15 protein-coding genes are annotated in these 23031 nt (G+C 58.0%); 9 read left to right on the plus strand and 6 right to left on the minus strand.

Annotated elements, in window-relative coordinates; translation table 11 throughout:
* Positions 1-6: 6 nt before the first annotated feature.
* From uvrA to Poly21_RS24125, 3 genes are read right to left on the minus strand one after another with little or no spacing between them, the layout of a single operon-like run.
* Entirely contained in the window at positions 7-6717 is a 6711-nt protein-coding gene (gene uvrA / locus Poly21_RS24115) for an excinuclease ABC subunit UvrA (protein WP_146409631.1), read from the minus strand.
* Positions 6717-7802: a protein arginine kinase gene (locus Poly21_RS24120; protein WP_146409632.1), complete on the minus strand. Its 1086-nt coding sequence runs from the start codon at positions 7800-7802 to the stop codon at positions 6717-6719. Before Poly21_RS24120 ends, uvrA begins: the two co-directional genes overlap by 1 nt.
* Positions 7799-8386, minus strand: coding sequence for a UvrB/UvrC motif-containing protein (locus Poly21_RS24125; protein WP_146409633.1), 588 nt, complete (start codon positions 8384-8386; stop codon positions 7799-7801). Before Poly21_RS24125 ends, Poly21_RS24120 begins: the two co-directional genes overlap by 4 nt.
* A gap of 247 nt (positions 8387-8633) precedes the next feature.
* On the opposite strand from Poly21_RS24125, the gene trpE reads away from it, so the two are divergent.
* On the plus strand, positions 8634-10238 hold the full coding sequence (gene trpE / locus Poly21_RS24130) for an anthranilate synthase component I (RefSeq protein ID WP_146409634.1): 1605 nt from the start codon (positions 8634-8636) through the stop codon (positions 10236-10238).
* A gap of 85 nt (positions 10239-10323) precedes the next feature.
* On the opposite strand, the gene Poly21_RS24135 is transcribed toward trpE, so the two are convergent.
* From Poly21_RS24135 to Poly21_RS24145, 3 genes are all read right to left on the minus strand, one after another.
* The gene (locus Poly21_RS24135) at positions 10324-10722 is read right to left on the minus strand and encodes a methionine-R-sulfoxide reductase (RefSeq protein WP_146409635.1); all 399 of its coding nucleotides are present in this window, start codon (positions 10720-10722) and stop codon (positions 10324-10326) included.
* Positions 10722-11696 (minus strand): putative bifunctional lysylphosphatidylglycerol flippase/synthetase, encoded by a 975-nt coding sequence (locus Poly21_RS24140; protein WP_367302574.1) that lies wholly within the window; start codon positions 11694-11696, stop codon positions 10722-10724. The genes Poly21_RS24135 and Poly21_RS24140 overlap by 1 nt, the downstream gene beginning before the upstream one ends.
* 202 nt (positions 11697-11898) lie before the next feature.
* A complete protein-coding gene (locus Poly21_RS24145; protein ID WP_302120449.1) occupies positions 11899-12438 on the minus strand; it encodes a hypothetical protein in 540 nt (179 codons plus the stop codon).
* A gap of 289 nt (positions 12439-12727) precedes the next feature.
* Between Poly21_RS24145 and Poly21_RS24150 the strand changes: the two genes are divergently transcribed.
* The 8 genes from Poly21_RS24150 (at position 12728) to Poly21_RS24185 (ending at position 22869) form a co-directional block, all read left to right on the plus strand.
* On the plus strand, positions 12728-13021 hold the full coding sequence (locus tag Poly21_RS24150; RefSeq protein ID WP_146409637.1) for a hypothetical protein: 294 nt from the start codon (positions 12728-12730) through the stop codon (positions 13019-13021).
* 125 nt (positions 13022-13146) lie between these two features.
* The gene (aroA, locus tag Poly21_RS24155; protein ID WP_302120451.1) at positions 13147-14604 is read left to right on the plus strand and encodes a 3-phosphoshikimate 1-carboxyvinyltransferase; all 1458 of its coding nucleotides are present in this window, start codon (positions 13147-13149) and stop codon (positions 14602-14604) included.
* Positions 14601-15356 (plus strand): N-formylglutamate amidohydrolase, encoded by a 756-nt coding sequence (locus Poly21_RS24160; RefSeq protein ID WP_302120453.1) that lies wholly within the window; start codon positions 14601-14603, stop codon positions 15354-15356. The genes aroA and Poly21_RS24160 overlap by 4 nt, the downstream gene beginning before the upstream one ends.
* Before the next feature lie 177 nt (positions 15357-15533).
* Positions 15534-16274, plus strand: a complete 741-nt coding sequence (locus Poly21_RS24165; protein ID WP_146409638.1) for a hypothetical protein — start codon at positions 15534-15536, stop codon at positions 16272-16274.
* A 206-nt stretch (positions 16275-16480) separates the two neighbouring features.
* The gene (locus Poly21_RS24170) at positions 16481-17227 is read left to right on the plus strand and encodes a ParA family protein (protein WP_146409639.1); all 747 of its coding nucleotides are present in this window, start codon (positions 16481-16483) and stop codon (positions 17225-17227) included.
* Positions 17220-18302, plus strand: a complete 1083-nt coding sequence (locus tag Poly21_RS24175; protein WP_146409640.1) for a ParB/RepB/Spo0J family partition protein — start codon at positions 17220-17222, stop codon at positions 18300-18302. The genes Poly21_RS24170 and Poly21_RS24175 overlap by 8 nt, the downstream gene beginning before the upstream one ends.
* A gap of 413 nt (positions 18303-18715) precedes the next feature.
* Positions 18716-19282, plus strand: coding sequence for a GNAT family N-acetyltransferase (locus tag Poly21_RS24180; protein WP_146409641.1), 567 nt, complete (start codon positions 18716-18718; stop codon positions 19280-19282).
* Between the two features lie 383 nt (positions 19283-19665).
* Positions 19666-22869, plus strand: coding sequence for a hypothetical protein (locus Poly21_RS24185; protein ID WP_146409642.1), 3204 nt, complete (start codon positions 19666-19668; stop codon positions 22867-22869).
* The last annotated feature ends 162 nt before the right edge of the window (positions 22870-23031 follow it).

Below are 23031 nucleotides of genomic sequence, written 5' to 3' on the forward strand. Positions count from 1 at the left end.
ACCCGATCAGCTGCTCAGCCGCGTGCGGTCAAGGTGGGTCTGCAGGAACGAGCGGAGTTGCTTACCACGCGCCTGGTCGAGTTGGGTTAATCGCAGAGTGAGCGTGACATGGTCAGCGTCATGGAGGCTGACCGTGCCATCGGCATCGCGGGCATGCAAGAGATCTAAGGACAGCAGCTGATCGAGATCAATCGCAGTTTTCGGACCGCGAAGTCTCAATCGCACACCATCAGGTTGCTTTGTCTCGAGTTCCGCCCACCATGGCAGATCACCGTTGCTCCCCGATTCCAGCTTCACACCCACGCGATCCGGGGCTGGGAAATCCAGGGCATGTTCGCCGGCGACATTGGCGAGTAAATCCAGCACGCTGTCGACAAGCTCGAGTGGCCAGTCAGGACGCACGTTGTCAGGGAAACCCTTCGGAAGAGTATGCCAACGTCGACCGAGTATCCTCCAGGGTGCCGAAAATGATTGGTTCGGATCAACCTGTTCGCTCATGGGGCCGTCTGAGCTCGCGGAGATGTCACCGGATGAGAAATCGTCTGCAATCGCTGTGGGATTCGACGGATCGGGGGTCTCCGGTGGTGACGTTGCTGGAGCGAGTTGCTGGGGCGATCCAACGGTGCTCGCGAGAGCATTCAGCAGGCGGCCGTTCCCCGCGGCTGGCACGTCAGACGGCAGCGTCGGCTGCGCAGTCCGCGTGCCATGAAGGATATCTGCCAGAAACGGAGCGGTGACCGAGATGGATCCCGATGGACGCTGGGCGGTCGCAGCAAGCGATTCGGGCGTACCCTCAAAGACGATATTGCCGCCATCGACGCCTGCTCCCGGTCCCATGTCGATCACCCAATCAGCGCACTTGATGACGTCCAAATTGTGTTCGATCACGATGACAGTGTTGCCAATGTCGACGAGCCGCTGCATTACCTGCAGAAGCTTCTCGATGTCGCCAAAATGCAGGCCCGTCGTTGGTTCATCGAGCAGATACAAGGTGTGCCCGGTCGCGGGCCGCGCCAGTTCTGCGGCCAGCTTGACTCGTTGAGCTTCGCCGCCCGAGAGTGTGGGGGCGGATTGTCCGAGTGTGACATAGTCAAGTCCCACATCGCAGAGGGTTTGAATGACATGTTGGATCTTCGGTTGATCACTAAACAAGTCGACTGCTTCGGAACAAGGCATTTCGAGCACATCAGCGATGCTCCGACCATGCAACTTGACCTGCAGCACGTCCTCGTTGTACCGCCGTGAATGGCATTCCTCGCAAGGGATCCACACATCGGGCAAGAAGTGCATCTCGATCTTGCGTTGCCCCGTGCCCTCGCAAGTCTCGCACCGTCCACCGGCGACATTGAAACTGAATGTGCGCGGCGTGAAACGTCGCTCTCTAGCCGCTGGCAGGCTTGCAAACTCACCCCGGATCAAGTCAAACACGCCGGTGTAAGTAGCAGGATTACTCGATGGAGAATTGCCCAGCGGTGACTGATCGACCCGGATCACCTTGTTAACGTACCGCAGCCCCGTAATTTCGTCGTGGCGACCGGCTTTGATTTTGGCTCGATGGAGACGGCGGGCGAGAACCGGATAGAGAATTCCGTTAATCAGCGAACTCTTTCCGCTGCCGCTCGGCCCCGTCACGGCGGTCATCACACCGAGCGGAATATTGACGTCGACATCATTCAGATTGTTTTCCCGAGCACCGCAGATACTCACAAAATCGACCATGGGCTTGCCCGCCGGCGACATCACAGGCCGCCGTACCGCAGGCAACTCGATCTGCCGCTCTCCAGAGAGATATGGTGCGGTCACCGACGTGGCCATCGGCTCAATGCTCTCGGGCGGTCCTTCGGCGACAATATTGCCGCCATGTCGACCGGCGCGAGGGCCAAAATCACAGAGGTAGTCACTGCCAGCAATCACATCATGGTCGTGCTCGACGACCAACAATGTGTTGCCCTGGTCACGCAGCCGATGGAGTGCGGAGAGCAGCCGCAGGTTATCGCGTGGATGCAGTCCAATAGTCGGCTCATCAAGTACGTAGAGCACCCCACAGAGCCCGCTGCCTAACTGAGCGGCCAAACGAATCCGTTGAGCCTCACCCCCTGACAGCGTTGCGGCACCCCGGTGCAACGTCAGGTAATCCAGCCCAACGTCGCGTAAAAACTTCACACGAGACTGCACCTCGCGAACGAGTTCACCAGCGATTTTCTGCTCACGCGAGTCGAGTTGCCACGCAGTAACCTCTGCGTCAATGCGATCCAAGGGCATATGGACCAGATCGCCAATTGTATGCGAGCGAAATCGCACGGCCGCAGCATCATCTCGGAGTCGTGCGCCGTTGCACACACTGCAGTCAATCTCCGCCACAAACGTTTCCAGCTTCGCACGCAGCCCCGGCGTCAATCGAGAAGCCTCTTCGAGAGCGGGATAAAAACCTTTGAACTGAAAACGGAACAAGATATCGTCAGGATGTCCCTTGGCCTTGCCACCGGCAACACTACCGCCGCCGGTCGTGCTCGCGGTGTCCACTGCGTCACTGCGACGGACCTCGACCCAGCGGGCCCCGAGCCCATGAAACAGCATCCGCTTCTGCGAGAGCGTCAGCTGCTCGATGGGGCTGTCGATGGGGATGTTGGTCGACCGCGACAATGCTTGCAACATCCAGCGACTGACGGCCTGATCGGTTTTTGGCCACAGCAATGCGGCCCCATCGCCGAGTGTTTGCCTGGGGGTCCCCATCAAGGCAGCCGGATTAGTCCCCGTTTGCGTCCCCAGCCCCTGGCAGCCAGGACACCAGCCGATCGCGGAATTGAACGAGAAGTGATGCGGAGTAAGTTGCTGGAACGAACGCCCGCAACAACTGCAAACCAGATGCTGGCTGTGCCGGATGGTTTCCCATTCCGGTTCCGGACGATCCGAATCGGCGATCGCAATTTCGATCACGCCCACTCCGAGGGACAGTGCCTGCTCAACACTATCGCTGATCCGAGATTGCTCTTCATCGCGAATCGTGATCCGATCGACGACGACCGCGACGCTCTGCACGCGCCGAGAATCGAGCGGTTTGGCAGCATCGAGCTCGACGGTTTCTCCATCGATTCGTACCCGTGCGTAACCGCTCGCCCTCAGGGTCTGCCACGTTTCTAACGAAGCTTCGCCAGCGGCGACTTCAATCGGCGCGAGTAGCAGGGCCCGGGTACCCTCCGCCATACCCAGAACTTTGTCGATAATTTGGTCTGGTGTCTGCGTTCCGATTGGCTGCTCGCAATCCGGGCAGTGCATCGTACCAAGTTTCGCAAATAGGATACGCAGATAATCGTAGACTTCCGTCACCGTGCCAACGGTACTGCGAGGCGAGTGCCCGAGGTTCTTTTGCTCGAGGGCCACCGCGGGCGATAATCCTTCGATCCGCTCCGCTTTTGGCTTCTGGACTTGGCCGATAAATTGCCTGGCATAGCTCGACAGCGACTCAACATAGCGGCGTTGGCCTTCGGCGTAGATGGTGTCCATTGCAAGTGAACTCTTCCCGCTCCCACTCGGCCCACAGAAAACCGTCATGGCATCACGGGGTATCGAGACGTTGACGTGCCGCAAATTATGTTCGCAGGCGCCCTCGACCACCACATGGGTTCGCGCCCGAGCGTCCGGCATCGCAACCTCGCGAATGACCTTCGCCACCTCCTTGCGTCGAACGCGTTCAATGCCCAAAACATTTGCGATTGCTTCCCCGGTGTAACTATTGGCAACTGTGGCAATCTCCGAGGGATGTCCCTCCGCGACCAATTCACCGCCGCCGCGTCCGCCTTCGACGCCGATGTCGATGACCCAATCCGCGGTCTTGATCACGTCGAGATTGTGCTCGACGATCACAATGGAATTCCCGCGATCTGCGAGCTGATTGATCACACCGAGCAGCAATTCGATGTCGGCAAAATGCAGTCCAGTCGTCGGCTCATCGAGCACGTAGAGCGTATTGCCTGTGTCGCGCCGACTGAGCTCTTTAGAAAGCTTGATACGCTGCGCCTCACCTCCAGAGAGCGTCGGTGAAGGCTGGCCGAGTTTGAGATATTCCAGACCAACATCGACGAGCGTTTGCAACTTTTCAGCGATCTTGGGTACGTTCTCGAATAATTCGAGCGCTTCGGAGATATCCATCTCCAACACATCGGCGACCGATTTGCCTTTGAATTTTACCGCCAAGGTCTCGCGGTTGTATCGCTTACCTTCACAGACTGGGCAGGTCACCCAAATATCGGCGAGGAAATCCATTTCCAATTTATTGGCGCCATTGCCATCGCAGGCGCTGCATCGTCCGCCATCGACATTAAAACTGAATCGCCCGGCCGCGTACCCCCGCGTTTTCGCGTCAGTCAGCTTGGCAAACAAGCTACGGATCTCGTCAAAGACCTTGACGTACGTCGCGGGATTGCTGCGTGGCGTGCGACCGATCGGTGACTGGTCAATGGCGATGATCTTGTCGAGATGCTCGATGCCTTCAATCGCATCATGTTCGCCGGGTTCGGATTCGGCCCGATTCAAATCACGACGAAGTGCCGGCTCGAGAATCCCGCTGATCAGGGAACTCTTGCCACTGCCTGAAACTCCGGTAACGCAGACGACCACGCCAAGCGGGATTTCGACATCAATATTCTTGAGATTGTGGAATTTTGCTCCACGAATAGTGAGCTTCCTGGCGGGGTCGATTGCCCGCGGCGTTGCGGAAGGCTCGATCGAACGCCTCCCTGATAGAAAAGCACCCGTGACGCTCTCGGTGGATTGACAAACCTCGTCGATCGTCCCAATGGCGACGACATGTCCGCCCTTGACGCCAGGTCCCGGGCCAAAGTCGACGATTAAATCAGAGGCCCGCATCGTATCTTCATCATGCTCGACAACGATCAGCGTGTTGCCACCGTCACGCAATCGTAGCAGGGTGGCGATCAGCCGATCATTATCACGCGGGTGCAACCCGATCGAGGGTTCGTCGAGAATGTACAGCACACCAGCCAGTCCCGAACCAATTTGCCCAGCCAAGCGAATGCGTTGTGATTCACCACCGGAAAGCGTCGGGGCTGTCCGCCCAAGCGTCAGATAGTCCAGACCGACGCCGAGCAAAAATCCAATCCGTCCGCGGATCTCCTTGAGGGCCTCGGCAGCAATGGTTGCGTCGGTCGCTGTCAGTTCGATGTCGGAAAAGAAATCTGCGAGCTGTTCGATCGGCAGGTCGCAGAGCTGTGGCAGCGTCTTGGATGCGTCATTCGCAAACGACTCTTCACAGGTGGCGATCCGCACCGCAGATGCTTGCGGGTTGAGCCGGCGTCCGTGACAATCGGGACAGTCGATCGTGTTCATGTGCTTTTCGAACTGCCGCAATTGCATCTTGTTTCGGCTGGTTCGATAACGGTCGAGCAATTCGGGGATCATCCCGTCAAACTCGCTGATGTACTTCCTTGCTTTGGCACCGGAAACACCCGTGAGGTCAACGGAGTCATCGACTCCCCACAACCACGCATGCTTTGCGGACTCGGGAAGTTCCTCCCAGCTCGTGTCGAGCATCGAGCCCGCTTCCAGCTCGAAGGCTTCGTCAAGGGCCTCCGCGAAACCCATATAGATGTGCCGGCGATATCGCCCCACATCACCCCATTTGCCCAGTAGCGCAATCGCCCCCTTCCGAATGGACTTCGACGCATCCGGAATCAGTAATTCGGGAACGAACGTGTACATCCGCCCAATACCGTCACAGGACTCACACATTCCTTGCGGACTGTTGAAACTAAACAGTTGCGGCGTCGGCGCGCGGAAGCTCGTCCCGCACTGAGGGCACGAATACCGTGATGAGAACAGATGGTCGTGCTTGACCGGCAGCATGAAGTCCGTGTCAGGGCGGCCGACAGACGCGATCAACGTGCTGTCGCCGAGTTTCAACGCCAACTCAACGGCCTCGTTCACGCGAGCGCGATCGAGCGACGCGTCGATTTTGCGCGGCAGCACAATCCGGTCAACGACAACTTCAACATCGTGGCGGACGGTCCGATCGAGCTGGGGGGGCTCGGCCAGTCGAATGGTGTCCCCATCGACACGGGCGCGGTTGAAGCCCTGTTTCCGGAGGTCCTCAAACAGATCTTTAAATTCGCCCTTCTGGCCACGAGCCAACGGCGCCAAAATCCACAGCGCCGCGGAGGTTTCGTCCGGCTCCTCGGCGGTTTCGTCCGGCTCCTCGGCGATGGGAGATTCATCGACCTCGTCCTCACGAGTCCACTCGGCGTCAGCGACACAGGCGAGGGCGCGACTGACAATCGCGTCACTGGTCTGAGCTTGAATTGGAATGTCACACTGTGGACAGTAGCCAGTACCAACTCGTGCAAACAAAACCCGGAGGAAATCGTGAATCTCGGTGATGGTACCCACGGTACTGCGTGGATTATTTCCGGTCGATTTCTGGCTAATTGAAATCGAGGGGCTCAGCCCTGAAACCAGGTCGACATCCGGCTTCGGCATCTGGCCCATGAATTGTCGGGCCGAGTTGCTCAGGCTTTCGACGTACCGCCGCTGTCCTTCAGCATAGAGCGTGTCAAAGGCGAGCGAGCTCTTACCGCTACCGGAGACGCCGGAGAAACAGATCAGTTTCCCACGCGGTAGCGTGAGATCGATATCTCGAAGATTGTGTTCCCGAGCGCCCTTGACTGTGATCTCGCGTGCGGACGTCTGCCGAGTGTTGGCCATCAATTCACGTCCGCCGGGCCGCCGTTTCTCAAGTGCTGATGGAGATAGTTAGCTCGCTCGACGTGGCGGTCGCTCGTTGTCAGCAAACGCCCCTGCAGCTTCTGCAAGTGAGCGGGCTGGGTATGAATGAACAATTTATTAATGGTTGCGACTTCGACATCGTCGATCAGCCCCAAGTTCACCCCCAGCCGTACCTTGGACAGGTAGTGCATCGTCTCCTCACTGCTGATTTTTCGTGCCGTGCTGAGAATCCCGAGCGCTCGGCTGACATCATCTAGCAGGTCCTGCTCCCCTTTTTCCATCAGGAAGTCACGTGCTTTGCGTTCGTAATCGATAATCCGTGGTACCACTTCCTCGCCCACCATCGTCAAGAGCTCGCGTTCGGTGTGCCCCAGCGTGACCTGATTACTGACCTGGTAGAAGTCGCCGGTGTACTGCGACCCTTCGCCGTAGAGACCACGCACAGTCACATTGATCCGCTGCATACTGCGGAACACCTTGTCGATCTGTTGCGTGATCACCAGCCCCGGCAGATGCAGCATGACGCTGACCCGCAGTCCGGTACCAACATTGGTCGGACACGCGGTCAAATAACCGAACTTGGGGTGAAACGCGTACAGCAGCTCGCCTTCGATGGCGTCATCAAGTTGGTCAATCTGATCCCACGCACTGTTCAAGTCCAGACCACTGTGCATCACCTGAATTCGCAGATGATCCTCTTCATTGACCATCACTGAATACTGTTCACCTGGATCGATCGCGACGGCGCGGCTACCTTCAGCCTCCGCGATCTCACGACTGATCAATTGCCGTTCGACTAAAAACTGCCGGTCAATCTCGGACAGTGAATCGACGTGGACGTACTGAATCTCGTTCCAAGCGGGCAGCGCCTCCAGACGTGTACGAACTTGACGTTCGATCTTTCGCCGATCGTCTTCACTGCACTTCTTGATGAAGGGGAATCCTGCTAAGTTCCGCGCCAAACGAATCCGGCTGCTGATCACGATGTCGGACTCCGGACCGGTGCCCTTGAGCCACTCGCCGCTATTCTTTACCAAAATGCTGAGGTCGGATGGTTCCTTCACAGTCCACCTCCACCGCTGCCGGCTGAATCATCGGCATCCTCGTCATGAGATTCACTCGCCGGTGGAGCGACGAATCCAGGATGCTTGGGGTCGCCCTGAATTTCATTAATCCGATCGCGGATCTCAGACGCCTTCTCGTATTGTTCGCTCCGCACGGCAGCCTCCATGTCCTTACGCAGACTGATCAGCTCGGCTTGCGCGTCTACATTGGCTGCCGCTCGGGAGGGGCGTTTCCCCGTGTGCTCCAATGAGTCGTGGATGTTCATCAACAACGGGGTGAGATCCGATTCAAAATGGGTGTAGTCCATCGGGCAACCCAGCCGCCCGGTATTGCGAAACTCGAAAAACGTGATCCCGCACGAAGGACACGCCTTCTTGTCGAGTTTTCGCAGTTCCTCTTTGGTCTGACCGAGCTGCAACTGTTTGGCTAGGGCGCCGGTGATCGTCTTGATTGGGCTGGGCTCCTCCTTCTGCAGCACCGTCCTCGCATGATGCTCACAGAGATGCAGAATCTGTGGGCCATCAGGTTCGGTCAGCTCGGTGATGTGAAAGGTCGCTGGTTTGTCGCAATACTGACATTTCATGAGAATCTCGCGTGGGGGGTGTCGGTATTACGGTCGAAGGTGGAAAGAGGATCGAAAGTGCTGACAGCGTTCAGATTGGGTTGTCCAAGGATTCTATCGCTGGGCAATGGAGTGTCAACGTCGCCAGCCTGGCGATGGCAGCTGGTCTGTGACGGTGAACCCAAAAAACGCTTGCGTTGTCCCGGTTGTCGATTATTCAATTAATGTCCAAACTGGTTCCGTGCCGCGACTCCCTTAGAAAGCCAACATGCATCATCCGTCCGCCGACGAATTCGCCCAGCTCGCCCGCGAGTACGATTTCGTGCCCGTCTATCGTCGTTTGTTGTCCGATGCATTGACGCCTGTGACAGCGTTCACGTTGCTAGATGACGGGGGTCCCGCCTTCTTGATCGAGAGCGTGATCGGCGGTGAAAAGGTGGGCCGCTACAGTTTCCTGGGATCGAAACCGCTGGCGAGATTCGCTGCCAAAGCCAAAACGATCACGCAGACGGACATGGTCACCGGTGAGACCGTGACATCGCAGAGCGACGATCCGTTGGACGAGTTCCGCAAGCGGTTTCACGATCGTACCGCCACCGTCGACGCGTTGCCTCCCTTCATCGGTGGCGCCATTGGCTATGCGGGCTACGATGTTGTGAGATATGTCGAAGATCTGCCCGATACGACGCAGGACGATCGAGATCTTCCGGACCTGGATTTCGCGTTCTACCACACGCTCTGTGTGTTCGATCATGTGGACAAGACGATCACGGTCGTGTCGTTGGCGGATTGTCGGGGGATTTCCGCGGAGCCATCGTCGACTGACGACTCCGCCCCTCATGCGAACCAAACAAACTCAGGCTCCGACAAACAGAGTCGCCTGGCCGCACAGCACACTGATCCTGCCGCTGCATTCGCAGAGGCCGCTGCGGAGGTAGATCGAACCATCGAGAGCCTCAATCAACCTCTGCCACACCAGTGCGAAGAGATTCTCGATGCTGACCAGAGCCAGCGATTACCGGTGGAGTCGAATTTCACGCGCGACTCGTTTTGTGATGCGGTTCGAACCTGTGTCGAATACATCCGCGCTGGCGACGTCTTTCAAGTCGTTCCCAGCCAGCGTTTGACGGTGCGTAGTGACGTCGATCCGTTCGCTGTCTATCGCTCGCTACGCGTAGTGAATCCATCGCCGTTCATGTTCTTTGTCCGCACGCCGGAATGTGTGCTCGTCGGCTGCAGTCCCGAGATCATGTGCCGGGTCAAAGATGGCATGGTGACGGTGCGACCGCTCGCGGGGACGCGGCCGCGTGGTGCAAGTGAGGCGGAGGACGTCGCGCTCGAAAAAGAACTTTTGGCAGACCCCAAGGAGCGCGCCGAGCACGTCATGTTGGTCGATCTGGGACGCAATGATATTGGTCGGGTGGCTCAATTCGGCAGTGTCGAGTTAACCGAAGTCATGGTGATCGAGCGATACTCGCACGTCATGCACATCAGCAGCGAGGTGCGTGGCCAATTGCGAAAAGGACTCGATGCATTCGACGCGTTGAAAGCCTGCCTCCCAGCGGGTACCGTTTCCGGAGCTCCCAAAGTCCGGGCGATGGCAGTCATCGACGAGATCGAACCGCACCGGCGAGGGCCCTACGGCGGTGCGGTCGGCTACATTGACTACCGCGGAAACATGGATACATGCTTGGCTCTCCGCACCATCGTTTTCCAGAACAATGCCTACCACGTGCAGGCGGGCTGTGGCGTCGTCGCTGATAGCGACCCCGACAAAGAATACGAAGAGACGCTCAATAAAGCCCGTGCGCTTATCGCCGCAATTGAGTGGACGATCGCCCGGCAGCAAAATCGCCAGACCGCCTTGTCGTGATCAGGTAGTGTGCCGCCACTCCCGGGACAACCGCACGACGGACGTCCGGCACGCCGCACCGGCAAACGCGCCCGCTTCGGGAAGCCTAGTCGGCGTGAATCGTCTCAGGAATCTCCTCGCCTGCAGGCACGAGCCGCATGGAAATACTGTTAACGCAGTGGCGGGTGTTCTTTTCCGTCAGCCGCTCGCCTTGAAACACATGCCCCAAGTGCCCGCCGCAGTTCTTGCACATAATTTCGGTGCGCCGCCCGTCGGCATCGACTTCGTGCAGGATGGCGCCTTCGATCTCATCGTCAAAACTCGGCCAACCACAATGACTGTCGAACTTATCGTCGCTGCGGTACAGCGGTGCGTTGCACTGGCGACAGATATAGGTGCCCGCGTCCTTCGTATTGGTATATCCACCGGGGCCTGGGGCTTCGGTGCCTTTCTTCAGGATCACACGGGCCTCTTCGGCGCTGAGTGGGTTGTAGGACTCTTGCATCAGGCATCCTCCATCGAAGTTGGGGTGGGCAGCTCGGGATCTGAAACTCCCAGCGGATGGTCCGCTTCAAATTTCGCATCGGTTCGCGCTTCAACGGCTCCACTGTAAATCTCGTGTGCGACTAACACAATCATGCCGACGAACAGCGGCAGCAAGTAATACAGAATGCGAAAGATCAGCACCGATGCCAACACTGGTTGACCAACGGTATCTTTCAGCAAGGTCCAGAGAATGAGTTCGAGCACGCCCAAACCACCGGGCACCTGGGAAATCAGTGAGATGACAATGGCAACCAAGTAGGCCGCCAGCACCATCGGAAAAGGAACCACTGCATTCCCAGGCATGACGAGGTACAGGGCGGTGGCCGAGATCAGCAGATCGACTGCCGCGACAGACGCTTGGACGGTTGCCAGGCCCAAGGACGGCGGTCGCAGGTGCAACTTGCCAATGGGCCAAGGTTTGTGCCAGAACGCGCACACCAGCCCGTAAAAAACACTGATGCTGAGCAGAATAATACCAAGCGTCCGAGTACCGAAGGGCAACGCATACTTCTCCGGCAACTCGACCGGTGCGAGCGTCAAGGCGACACCACCGAGCACGCAGACGCCCGACCAAAACGTCAGGCCTAATACGGAAACCAACGCGACAATCTGTGTGTGGGTCAGCCCCCAGCGGTGGTAGAACCGATAGCGAATCGGAGCGGCGGCGATGAGCGTGCCGAGATTATTCCCGAGTGAGTATCCAAGAAATGACACCAGCAAAACCCGGCGCAGAGGTAGGACGCGGCGTACATAGCGCAGGGCGAGCAGGTCGTAACAGGCAAGTAGCCCATAGTTCAACGCGATTAAGAATGCGGCAATGAATAGGTATGCTGGCTGAACACTCGTCAGGCCGTGAACGAATTCTTCCCGCGAGACCTTGCCTGCTTCGTTGAGCAGCAGCCGAATAGCAAAGACAAACAACACCAGCGCCATCGCTGGACCAACGAGCTTGCGAGGATCAACCTTGAACACGGGAAGTTAACGCTCGCTGACATTGCGGGAGGAAAATTCGGGGACACCAACATCCGAGGACGCGACCGAGATATCGGGAACACCGCACCTTCAAAGGACCGATTAGGTTGCAGCCAATCCGATCGCGGTATCGTAGCAGGGTTGTTAAGCGCTGCCTGCTCCTCTACTGCCACTGACCCGCGTTGACCGGGGGCCGGCGGTGATTGATCTCTTCGAGTTTCAAGTCTCGGTACCGCTGCTCCAGTTCTCTCAAATCCTCATCGGAAGGCTGCTCGGGCGGTTCCAATCCATCCGTGTCCATGATGTCGCGTTCACCATTCTGGCTGGGCGAAGGCACAGCGCCGTCCGCGGGCAAATTCCCGCTACCGCCGTTGGATTCGAATCGATTCGCTGTATCCTCGCCGTCAGACTCCGCTCGCTGGGAAAGATCCGACTGCCGACTGCCACCGGGGTCAAAAATGCTTCCTACCCGACCGGAGTCGCGATTCGTTCGCTGCCATATGCCGCCGTAGGACGGATACGCATCGTCATCACAGTCTGCACATAGACGACAGCCTCCGAGCAGCATCAGAACGCAGAGCATACCACCGATCCACCGCTTACTCGCAGAAGCAATCACCTGGCCGGGCACAGCGGGCGTGTGCGCGAGAGCACTTGAGGCGGAACGAATGGAGTGCGAACGAGTGCGGCGGGAAACAGTCATGGCGGGAACCGAAATTGAATTGCATTTCCAAAAACGTCGGGTGGCAAACTTGGCCATTTTTGTTTTCGGCCGTTCGCAGGCGATGGCCTGAGTCAAAATGGGAAGAATTTGCCGGTTGTTCCGCCGCGGTTGAACTTTATGTCAGAAAATTTAAAAAATTACTCAAGTTCGACCTTCCCCGACGTGTGCAAAATAGGTGAAAAGCGACCTGTCGGGTTGGCAAGGACGCGAATCGGACGCTCGAACAGCACGTTCGAACCTCATCGGCGACACACAGGGATGTAACATTATGGCTCAGTTTGTATTCATTACCTCCGCATTTAGCGTGCTTGGTCTCCCCTTAATTGCGATCGCCGCACTGATGCTAGCGAAATTGACCACAGGGACCGCAGCCCGACGTGCTGAACGCCGATTTCTGGCCGTCCTGATCGTGATGTCGCTGGTCACCGCCCATACTGTGATGACACAGAACGCTGCGTGGCTGATCCACACCGCGACACTGTCTCTGATGGTAGTAGGTTCGCTTTGGATTCCAGGGCAACATGCTTACAATAAATCAGAGGACCCGTTCTTTGCCGGTTGAGTGAGCCATCAGGCTGAAGAATGCAGATCGAACGCCTGCTCTTCCGGAGTGGAGGACTGTGCAATGGCCATCGACCTGTCGCAGCCTCGGCTTAGAAAACTACCCACTGTTCTGACTTCCCTGCCATGCCCGCCGCTATGACCGATAATATCGCATCCGTTCCGACCACACGGGTGAGCGTCGTTCCGGGGGGGCCGGTCGACGGTGAAATACAGCCACCAGGCAGCAAGAGCCTGACCAACCGCGCATTAATTTGTGCCGCCTTCGCAAGCGGAACAAGCCGACTGAGCGGGACGCTCGTCAGCGAAGACACCGAGGTAATGATCGAGTCGCTGGCCAAGATTGGAGTGTCGATCAAACCTATCGATGGTGGCCAGTCGCTGGTCGTCGATGGCGTTGGCGGTGTTGTCAGTGACGACGCCCGTCGCATCAGCAACGACGCACCTGTGGAGATGTTCATCGCCAACAGCGGAACGACGATCCGCTTCCTGACCGCAGCGCTCACTGCTTTCGGTGGACGGTATCGTCTGGCAGGTATTCCGCGGATGCATGAGCGACCGATCGGCGATCTGGTCGACGCGATCGAACCGATGATCGAGGGTCAAATTGTGGCGACCTCACCTGGAAAATGTCCTCCCGTGGAGATCGACTCCAAAGGTTGGTCAGGCGAATCCCTCCGGGTCAGCGGAGGCGTCAGCAGCCAATATCTCAGTGGTCTCATGATGGCCGCCCCGATTGCCAGCAAGTCCGTTGAGATTCAGATCCTCGGTGACATGGTCTCGATGCCGTATGTACGGATGACCGCTGACCTGATGGCCGCATTCGGTGGCCGGACTGGGTTGCAACATGATGCTGACGGCAGGCTATCGAGCGTCACCATCAACGGGGACTACCAAGGTGCCGAAGTGTCGATCGAACCTGATGCATCTGCCGCGAGTTACTTTTGGGCGGCAGCGGCCGTCGCGGGTGGAAGTGTCTTGGTACGGGACCTCAGCGAGGATGCCTCTCAAGGCGATGTCGGCTTTGCCCGCGTACTCGAACAGATGGGTTGTGAGTACACCAGCACCGGCGAAGGGATTCGCATTACCAACGGCCCTCAGTCGACGCCTCCCCCCAACTCCGCATCCTCCTCCTCCCCATTGCTCTGCGGTATCGACGTGGAGATGGGGGAGATAAGTGACACCGTGCAAACACTCTCGGTTGTCGCACTCTTTGCGGACGGGCCGACTAGGATCCGCGGCGTTGCCCACAATCGCTTCAAGGAAACGGACCGAATCGGCAACCTTGCCATTGAGCTGCGTAAATTGGGAGCGCGAATTGACGAGCATGACGATGGGTTGACCGTGTATCCATTGACTGCCGAGCGCATGGCGAGCGATTCGCCTGTTGTCCTGGAGACCTACAATGATCACCGCATGGCGATGAGCTTTGCATTGCTCGGACTGCGCATAGGCGGGATTGAAATACTGAACCCCGCCTGCACTCGCAAAACGTATCCCGAGTTCTGGGCCGACCTGGAAATGTTGACGGGACGTGCTCATCACTGGTCTTCTGAGGCCCCGCACGCGGAGCCGGTGACGTGAGCCTCTTGATCACCTGCGACACCGGCGGCTGGAAGACTCCCACGCGATTACGCTCGCATCTCGACGACACGGAGCTGTCGTCAAGCGACCAAATGGTTGCAGGAGAAATTGGGATCGATCGATTGGTGCGTCAAGGGATCGACCGAGAAGCAAATTTTGCGACCCGCCGGCTGGCCTATTGCAGCGGCGGCATCGCGATCTGCAATGAGTACCGAGCAGACTTGATTGATGTTGGCCGGTCGCTACACCACCGCGATCTCTTTTCGCCGGCTGTGCGTGAGTTGCCTGCCGCGACCCGCTCTGCCATCATCGAGGAGATTTACAGCCCGTACCGCACTCGCGTCGAACGCCAGTTGCTCGACATGCTGCGAACGTGGTCTTACGTTGTGCATCTATCGGTTCGCACCTTCAACGCGAAGACTCGCGACGGGCGGTGGCGGCGTGGTGACATTGGGCTGCTGTACGATCCATCACGCGAAGACGAAGTTGATTGGTGCATGGATTTGGTCGAAGAGCTCTACCACACAGCTCCCGATCTCAAAGTGCGTCGCAATCATCCCTGGCGTGGCACCAACGATTCGCTGACAAAAGCACTTCGCGGCCAGTTCCTACCAGATGTTTATTTGGGGATCGAAGTCGTCCTCAACCGCTCTTGGGTGGCGAGATCGGTGGCTTGCCGCGATGAGACGCTCAGTTTGATTGGTGATGCCATCGGCGAGCTGACAGGTGATCTCATCGAGCGGGCAGCTTGAATGGGCACGTTGCGACTGTCGCGAATACTCGGGTTTTTCCGCACAATCGAAAATCTGAGGATTTTGGCTCACGAATGCGTCGATACGTGAGATAGAAGCACACGCATGAAGCGATCCATGTGCGTTTCAAGGACGAAGCTGGTCTTCTTTTCACCATCCAGCTTGAGAGTCCCTGCTGTGCGAAGTCTTACCATCGGTGCCGTGATCGTTTGCGGGGGCACCATCGCCGCGCTGCCTTTTCGCCGAGCCTCGGTTGATCCGGCGCCCCACACCGCGTCGCATAGCCCAGTGTCTGATTTTGAATCGGAACTCGCGGTTACCAATGACAATGCCACCTACGATCCGTCGTACGATCCCTGGTACGTCGATCCACACGCCAACGGCAGCGTGCGCGAATCGCGTACCCGTTCCAGCACTGCGATGTCGCTGGCCTCTCAAGCTCAGTCACCCGAGTCCATGCGTGGCATCCCGTCCGATGCGCAGCCGCGCCCACGGCGTGATCTGCGCTTACCACTGACCTACGATGATCTCGCGGTGCCGTTGACTGCGACCCAGTTCAGTGACGGACGATTCGATGCTTTGGCAAGCCGGCAGACATCGCCTCAGCAGCCGCGTAGCAATCCCATGGTCGCTGTCAGCCGTCAGTACGAGTCGATGCGGGTGGCTGCTGACGACCAGCCCAACGCCGTCGCCAAGCTTCCACCTTGGCAAATGGCAGACGACCTTCCGCAGTCCATTCTACAGAAAACTTCGCGGCCGAGCACATCGAGCACATCGAGCGAAACAGCAAGCAGTGGAGCACCGCAGCCCAGCGCGGTGGTCGGGCGGTTGGCGAGCGACTCCCGCCCCAATCAAACCGAGGTGGTCACTGAGCCTGCTCCTGCCCGCCAGCGATATTGGATCCGCCAACCGGACTGACTCCAAGTTGGGGCGACTACAGCATCCGCCGTCAGGCCGCGAGCACAGCGGCCCGATGGTTCCATGTGAAACGTCCCTAGAAGATTCCACTCCCCCTCGTCAAGGTCGGTTTCGTGTGAAACCGACCTTGTTTTTTTGAACGAGTTTCACCTAAAACCAACCGGTAAAGTGAGTCGACTAGGACGCATCATTAGGAACACCCCACCGTGGCTCGAATCTTCAGTGTCGTTAACCAGAAAGGCGGTGTCGGCAAAACGACGACGTCCGTAAACCTTTCCGCGGCATTGGCTCTCGCCGGGAACCGTACGCTGCTGATCGACATCGATCCACAATGCAATGCCACCGGTGCGGTCGGCGTGGACCCCGCCTCGCGTCATGCACTTCTCGGTGACTCACCGCTGGGCGAATCGGTAATCCAAACTGAGACCCCAGGGCTCAGTCTCCTACCAGGCAGTCGTCGGTTTCAAGACGCAGACGTGATGGCCAATTCCGATGCAAACGCGACCGTCAGGCTACGAGGTCATCTCGATAGTGTCATGGGCGATTACGACTACATCCTCATTGACTGCCCGCCAAGCGCTGGCGCGATGACGGAGACCGCCCTGACGGCGAGCACCGAAGTGATGATTCCGATCCAGTGCGAATACTTTGCGATGGTCGGTGTAGCTCAATTGATCGGGACCATCAAGAAGGTCATCGGAGCCACCAATGGACGACTGACCTTTGGTGGGATCCTGTTAACAATGTACGACGAGTCGCTCGAGCTGACTCGTGAGATCGACGAAGATGTTCGCGATTTTTTCGGCGACATCGTTTTTGAGAATGTCGTGCCGCGGGACGTCGCACTCTGCGAGGCCCCCAGCCACGGCCAAACTGTTTTTCAATATGCTCCGCGAAGCCGCGGTGCATTCGCTTATACTCAACTGTGCATGGAGGTGCTGCAACGTGACTAATGCAACGACTCAAGGTTCTTCATCTGGCTCCTCGCCTCGCAGCGGCGGCGGCACTCAACGCTCAGGTGGAGGCAAGGACCGACGCCTCGGCAAGGGACTTGCGGCTCTCCTCGGGGAGCCCATGGACGATGACGGCATGCCGGTCGAAGAGCCAAGTACCTTCGCTCCGGAGGGCAAGTCCGCAGGGAACGCAAGCCAGTCGGCAAGAGATTCCGAGCAGGCAAACGTCGCTTCGATTCGCACGCTTGAAATACCAATTGATGAGATTGGTGCCAATCCCTTCCAGCCGCGCCGCGAGTTCAATCCCGACGAGATCGCGTCACTCGCTGAAAGTATTAAGAACCACCAACAGCTCCAGCCGGTGCTCGTTCGTGTTGTCGACGGCAAGTATCAACTCATCAGTGGTGAACGACGACTCCGCGCGACAATCCACGCTGGCCTGAAATCAATTCGAGCCGAAGTACGTGAAGCCGATGATCGCCTCGTCGCCGAGCTCGCAATCATCGAGAACCTGCAACGCAAGGATCTCAATCCCATCGAAAAAGCCATGTCCTTCAAACGCTACATTGACGAGCATCAATGCAAGCAGGATGATCTTGCGCGGCGCTTAAGCATCGACCGAAGTACGATCGCCAACCTCATGCGATTGCTTGAACTTCCAGCCTCCATTCTCGAGATGGTTACCACTGGCGAGCTCACCGTGGGCCACGCACGTGCGCTGCTACCTATCGGCGAAGAGGATGTTCAAGTTCAGATGGCCGGAAAGATCTTGGCAGAGAACTGGAATGTGCGGGTGACCGAAAGTGCCGTCGGCGAGATGCTTCGTAACGAAGAGGATGCGGATACGGGTGTGAAGGTCACGAATAAGTCGCGACAGAAACGCAAACCCATTCCGCCGCACATCGAGGCCATGCAGCAAGAAATGAGAATGGTGTTTGGGACCAAGGTTGAAATCAAAGCTTCAGCGCGCAGCCGCGGCAAGATCACTATCCACTTCACCGATGCGGATGAGTTTGAGCGTCTTCGAGATTTGCTTGGTGCGGCGGCCCGCCCGCAACTCAAGGTTGCTGGGTGATCTGAAAGGTCGACTGGGCGAGGCCTGTGCAGACGCTTTGCATGTTGGCGAGCGTCCGTGGGCCAGCTTGGTGGTCTGCCCGATACAAGGCGCTCGGGCGGCCGCGTCATGCGGAATCTTGGGCTCGGTTGGGCTCGGTTGGGGTCGGGGAGTCGGGACAAATAGCAGGGCGACCGCAGGGATTATGAGGTCGCCAAATTCCTTCCCACAGCAGTGGCCGGCAGCGGTCACTTGTGAGCTGCCGGGAGAAGCCATCGCACTACGTCAGATCTTTTCTGAAGGAGGCGCGAAATCAGGGGTCGCATTATCGCGATCGAGCCCCTCACCACTACTTGCCGACTCAGTGCGCCCGTATGCTAAGCGGGTTTCACGCTGTTTCACAGGCTTTGTAGTTCTATCGCTGAGGCTCGCTCATGACCGCCAAGAACCTCTCGCTTCAAATCTTGCCAGTCGACGTCGACCGGGATTGTGTTGAGATCGCGACCATCTACCGTCACTATGTGCTCAATACTTTCGCGACCTTCGAGGAGGTTCCGCCGAGCAGTTCGGAAATGCAGCAGCGGATCGCAGCTTGTCTCGACGGAGGGTATCCCTATGTGGTGGCGAAGGTCGACGGCGTGTGCGTAGGATTTGCCGGAACGAAGTTGTTTTACGGACGTACAGCATTTCATCCGAGTGCGGAGAACAGCATCTTCCTGGATCCCGGTTTCTGCGGGCATGGGATCGGCACGCTGTTGCTGACTCGATTGATCGACGATTGCAGTCAGCGCGGGATTCTCAATCTCGTAGCGCTCATTGGCGGCGGGGCGCGGAATGAAAGCTCGACCCGATTGCATGCAAGCTGCGGGTTCGAGCTGGTAGGAAACGTTCGGAATGTTGGTCGCAAGATTGGTCAGCTGCACGACATGTCAATCATGCAGCTCGTCCTGCCGCGGAACGAGCGCACAGTCAAGTACGTGCAAAGCGTGAGCGACTCTTGAGGACACCGTCAACACGGGCGGCTACACCCTCCCCCCTTTCCATCGCTTCCGCTCGCCGTGGAGTCCGGTTCTGCGGTTTGTGCAGATTGTTTCAATGCTGTTGGTTCCCACGTTCGTAACCTTCGCATGATCGCGACCAGCGAACCTGGTTTTTCGTCGGTGACGTCGACGATAGCAAGGTTGACGACGAGCGAAAGTTTATGGGGCACGTCGTCTTTCGGGCTTAGGTAGTCTACGGAACTCCCACCGTCGATTCTGCTGGGCTCGAACGAGTTGTGAATAAGTGGAATGCCGGCAACGATTGCCGTGATGTTTCACGTATCACGTTCGCCCCGTGCACCTCCCCCACACTGCAACGGATGCCTCCACCAGGCATTGGAACAATGGACAAGGACGTTAAACGAGCACTGCTTTTGTGGCCTACACTCGCATCGACTGCGCTGGTCGCGGCGACGACGCTACCAATGTGTTGGGACTCGCAGTTTTACTCCACGTCACTGCGGTCGTTAACGACAAGCTCGACCACTGTGGCGAGAATCGTGTCGACTGTCCATGGTTTCCTCGGCTCTGTGCATGACGTTGACGAGAGCTCAATGCAGGTTGCGAGTGTCGATACAGAGGAACTGGCCAACAGTTCGATGTTTCGCTCGCTTCGCGACGTGTCTCCGATGCATCGCCCGGACCGGGGCATGCGAGGGTTGGCGACACCGACGCGATTCGCTGGCGGATCACTGGAAGCCAGCGGGATCGGCATTGTTTCGGGGGATGGTCGCGACGAGGGCGGACGCTCGTCAGAGGCAGCGGACTTGGGATCGAGCTCCCAGGTGATCGCTCGGACGTTGTTGGCACCGGTATTAGACCCGGTGGCGGAGCTCGCGGGATACTCGGGACAGGAGCCAATTGCTTCAGCCAGTCTCGACCTCCCCTCCATTCTTGCCCCAGGAATGGACGATCCCTTCACCGCCACCGGGAACCCGTCTCAACAGGTCATTGCAGATCGCGACAATGTCGGCGATTGGATGCGGCGGCTGAATCGTGGCGCAACCTTGGCGATGGCGGCATCAGCAGAACAACCGAAGATCGCGGTGGTGCATTGTATTGGCTCCCCGACACCCCAACCGATCGAGTATGTAGCTAAAGTCAAGAGCCCGAACGCTCGCGGGGATGCTCAGCAGGAACCTAGCGACGCATCCAGCCCCGCGACGAATCACGCGAAACTCTCGTCCGCAATCGCTCGCAGTCCCGTGACATGGCCGCAACCAGTCCAGCTCTACGAGGATCTCGCGGTCATTTCTACGGACGCTGACCTCGTGTTGTCCCAGCGGCGTAGCGAGAGCGACAGCATGTTAACGTCATTGTCGTCGCCGTCCAGCATCAACGCCGGATCGCTGCAACGTCGAACCAACGCGCAGATCATTGCGGAACTGTTTGATCGTGCCGACCAACTTGAAAACAACCGACCTGATCACCACCGAGTCACCGCGCCAGAGCGTGAGCGGCAGTCCACAACACTTGCAATGGGACAGTGGGCCGCTGACGTCGAGCGTTCGCTAGATGAACTACGCAGTCTGCCGCGAATCGGCGATGAACGCAGCGGAGAGCAGATCCGCGAACTCAAGGAACTGTCTGAAACAGGGTTGCAGTTAGCCGAACGAGTGCCGGCACGCGACCAACAAGTCCGATGGCTACGAGCGTCCCACGCGCTCTCCCGTCGGGCTGCCGTTTGGGGACCGATTTGGCGATTGGCTCGTATGTCCGGTGACGAACAACAATCACCCGCCAGTCAAGTTGCAACATCGGTCCCCGGCGTTGAGCAGTCAGGAGATAGCGTAGGGTATTCGCTAGCACGCTTTCAACCGAACACTCCCGAGCCGAATCGAGTGAGCCAGCCCCAACAGGTTGCCGTACTCGTAGCAGCCGTCCGCCAACAGCTAAGCACGACGGGTGATGAATCCGGCTGGTCCGCATTCCTACTCCTCGACGAAATCGAGGCGGTTGCTGCGAGCTACGATGCAGACGAGCGCGCCTTGCTCGCCCAGCGATTTTTGTCGCGGCTGGATCAGTTCTCGCTGAAGAGCGAGCATCGCAAATGGTTACAACATCACGCGATCCGGCAACTGGCAGTTTCCCTACAATCGTGGACCGCTCAGCCAATCGATTACGCTCGACTGCTCGGCGATCTGGAGCGGGGGGAGACCGATTCCATCGACCTGGCGGCGATCAAGGTCAGTGAGGCATTCCAGACTTTGCGGTTTTCCGAAAGCGTGGAAGCGGCACGCGTGGCCAAGGCGATTGACGTGACCTATCGCAACGCAAATGTGCGAACAGCCATTTCCTCGGAGATGCTCAATCGATTTCTGCCAACCGTTCCGACACGTACCGAGCCGATCCAAGCGACGATACTCGGCAATTCCGTGCGGGGTGTGAGCACGGTTAGGTCGGACCTCAATCTGCAACTCATTCCGTCACCCCATGCGTGGCAACTTTCCTTAGGAACTTTCGGTGACGTCCAAACACAAAGCCGCGGCGGACAGTCTGGGGTGACTGTCTTAAGCAGTGGCCACAACAATTTTAATGCCCGCACACCGGTGACCATTCGCCCCAATGGGTACCAAATCGGTCAAACCGAAGTGAGCGTAACCGGCGATCAGCGTTTGCGAGGTATTCGAAGTTCCTATGACGGCTGGCCGCTGATTGGATCGCTCGTGCACGGGATCGCGGAAAGTCGTTTCGAAGATGCATTGCCGGTGGCAGAACGCATTAGCAACGAACGAATTCGTGGTGAAGTCACTGCTGAATTGCAGACGCAGCTCACGCAGAAGACTCGTGGTGCCGAAACGCAGTTGAGTGACCTCGTCCTAGGTCCGCTCGGCCGGCTCAACCTCGATCCCAAAGTCATTGATCTGGAAACGACACCGCAGCGTCTCGTGGCGAGATATCGGTTGGCGGGCGATTGGCAATTGGCATCGCACACCCCGCGCCCGCGTGCGTGGAGCGACAGCTTGGTGAGTGTGCAGATCCATCAATCTGCTCTGAACAATACTCTGGAGCGATTGCTCCCCACAGGTCACGCCAAATCGATTCAACAGTTCTACGCCGACACGTTGGAACTGTTCGGCCAGGACGCCAAGCCGTTGCCGGATGATGTGCCGGGCGAGGCCATGATCGAGTTTGCCTCCACGCGACCGATCACCGTTGAGATGGTCGACGGCAAAGTCTGGATTACACTGCGAGTCGTGCGGCTAGCGGAGCCTGAAGGTTCCGCGTTGACGAGGTTCATCGTACGCGCGGGGTACGCGCCCAAGGTTAACGGTCTCGATGCACACCTCGTCCGCGACGGGCACCTCAGCATCAGCGGTCCGGGCATGACGATGGGCCAACGCATTGCCGTCCGTGCATTATTCAACAAGATACTCTCGGAGCAACGCCCCATTCCCCTAACCGGACCGAGAATCATCAGGCATCCCGCCATGCAAGGGCTGGCAATTAGCCAGCTTGAATTGCGGGATGGTTGGCTGGCCCTCGCCATCAGTCCCGAGAGCTCGCCCCGCGTGGCTGCCATCGAGGCATCACAGGTAAGTCGATGACCAACGGCGGAAAATCGCTTGGCGTTGGATCGGCGTGGTACGACGCGCAGGACAACGCCGCGCGGTGTCGGCTGCTTTTATTCTGCCCGGGCGGTTTAGATGGGCCACACTCGCGGCCTTCGAACGGTAGACAAGATTCGAGTTTGGATCAGCAGCGGCAGA

Origin of the sequence: Allorhodopirellula heiligendammensis, assembly GCF_007860105.1 — a bacterium.
Lineage (GTDB): Bacteria > Planctomycetota > Planctomycetia > Pirellulales > Pirellulaceae > Rhodopirellula > Rhodopirellula heiligendammensis.

Excerpts from the sequence above, each read along its gene's own strand:
- aroA (WP_302120451.1), top strand. The coding sequence starts at position 13,147 with ATGCCCGCCGCTATGACCGATAATATCGCATCCGTTCCGACCACACGG.
- Poly21_RS24145 (WP_302120449.1), bottom strand. The coding sequence starts at position 12,438 with ATGACTGTTTCCCGCCGCACTCGTTCGCACTCCATTCGTTCCGCCTCA.
- Poly21_RS24180 (WP_146409641.1), top strand. The coding sequence starts at position 18,716 with ATGACCGCCAAGAACCTCTCGCTTCAAATCTTGCCAGTCGACGTCGAC.
- Poly21_RS24135 (WP_146409635.1), bottom strand. The coding sequence starts at position 10,722 with ATGCAAGAGTCCTACAACCCACTCAGCGCCGAAGAGGCCCGTGTGATC.
- Poly21_RS24185 (WP_146409642.1), top strand. The coding sequence starts at position 19,666 with ATGGACAAGGACGTTAAACGAGCACTGCTTTTGTGGCCTACACTCGCA.
- uvrA (WP_146409631.1), bottom strand. The coding sequence starts at position 6,717 with ATGGCCAACACTCGGCAGACGTCCGCACGCGAGATCACAGTCAAGGGC.
- Poly21_RS24140 (WP_367302574.1), bottom strand. The coding sequence starts at position 11,696 with ATGGCGCTGGTGTTGTTTGTCTTTGCTATTCGGCTGCTGCTCAACGAA.
- Poly21_RS24125 (WP_146409633.1), bottom strand. The coding sequence starts at position 8,386 with ATGAAATGTCAGTATTGCGACAAACCAGCGACCTTTCACATCACCGAG.
- trpE (WP_146409634.1), top strand. The coding sequence starts at position 8,634 with ATGCATCATCCGTCCGCCGACGAATTCGCCCAGCTCGCCCGCGAGTAC.
- Poly21_RS24150 (WP_146409637.1), top strand. The coding sequence starts at position 12,728 with ATGGCTCAGTTTGTATTCATTACCTCCGCATTTAGCGTGCTTGGTCTC.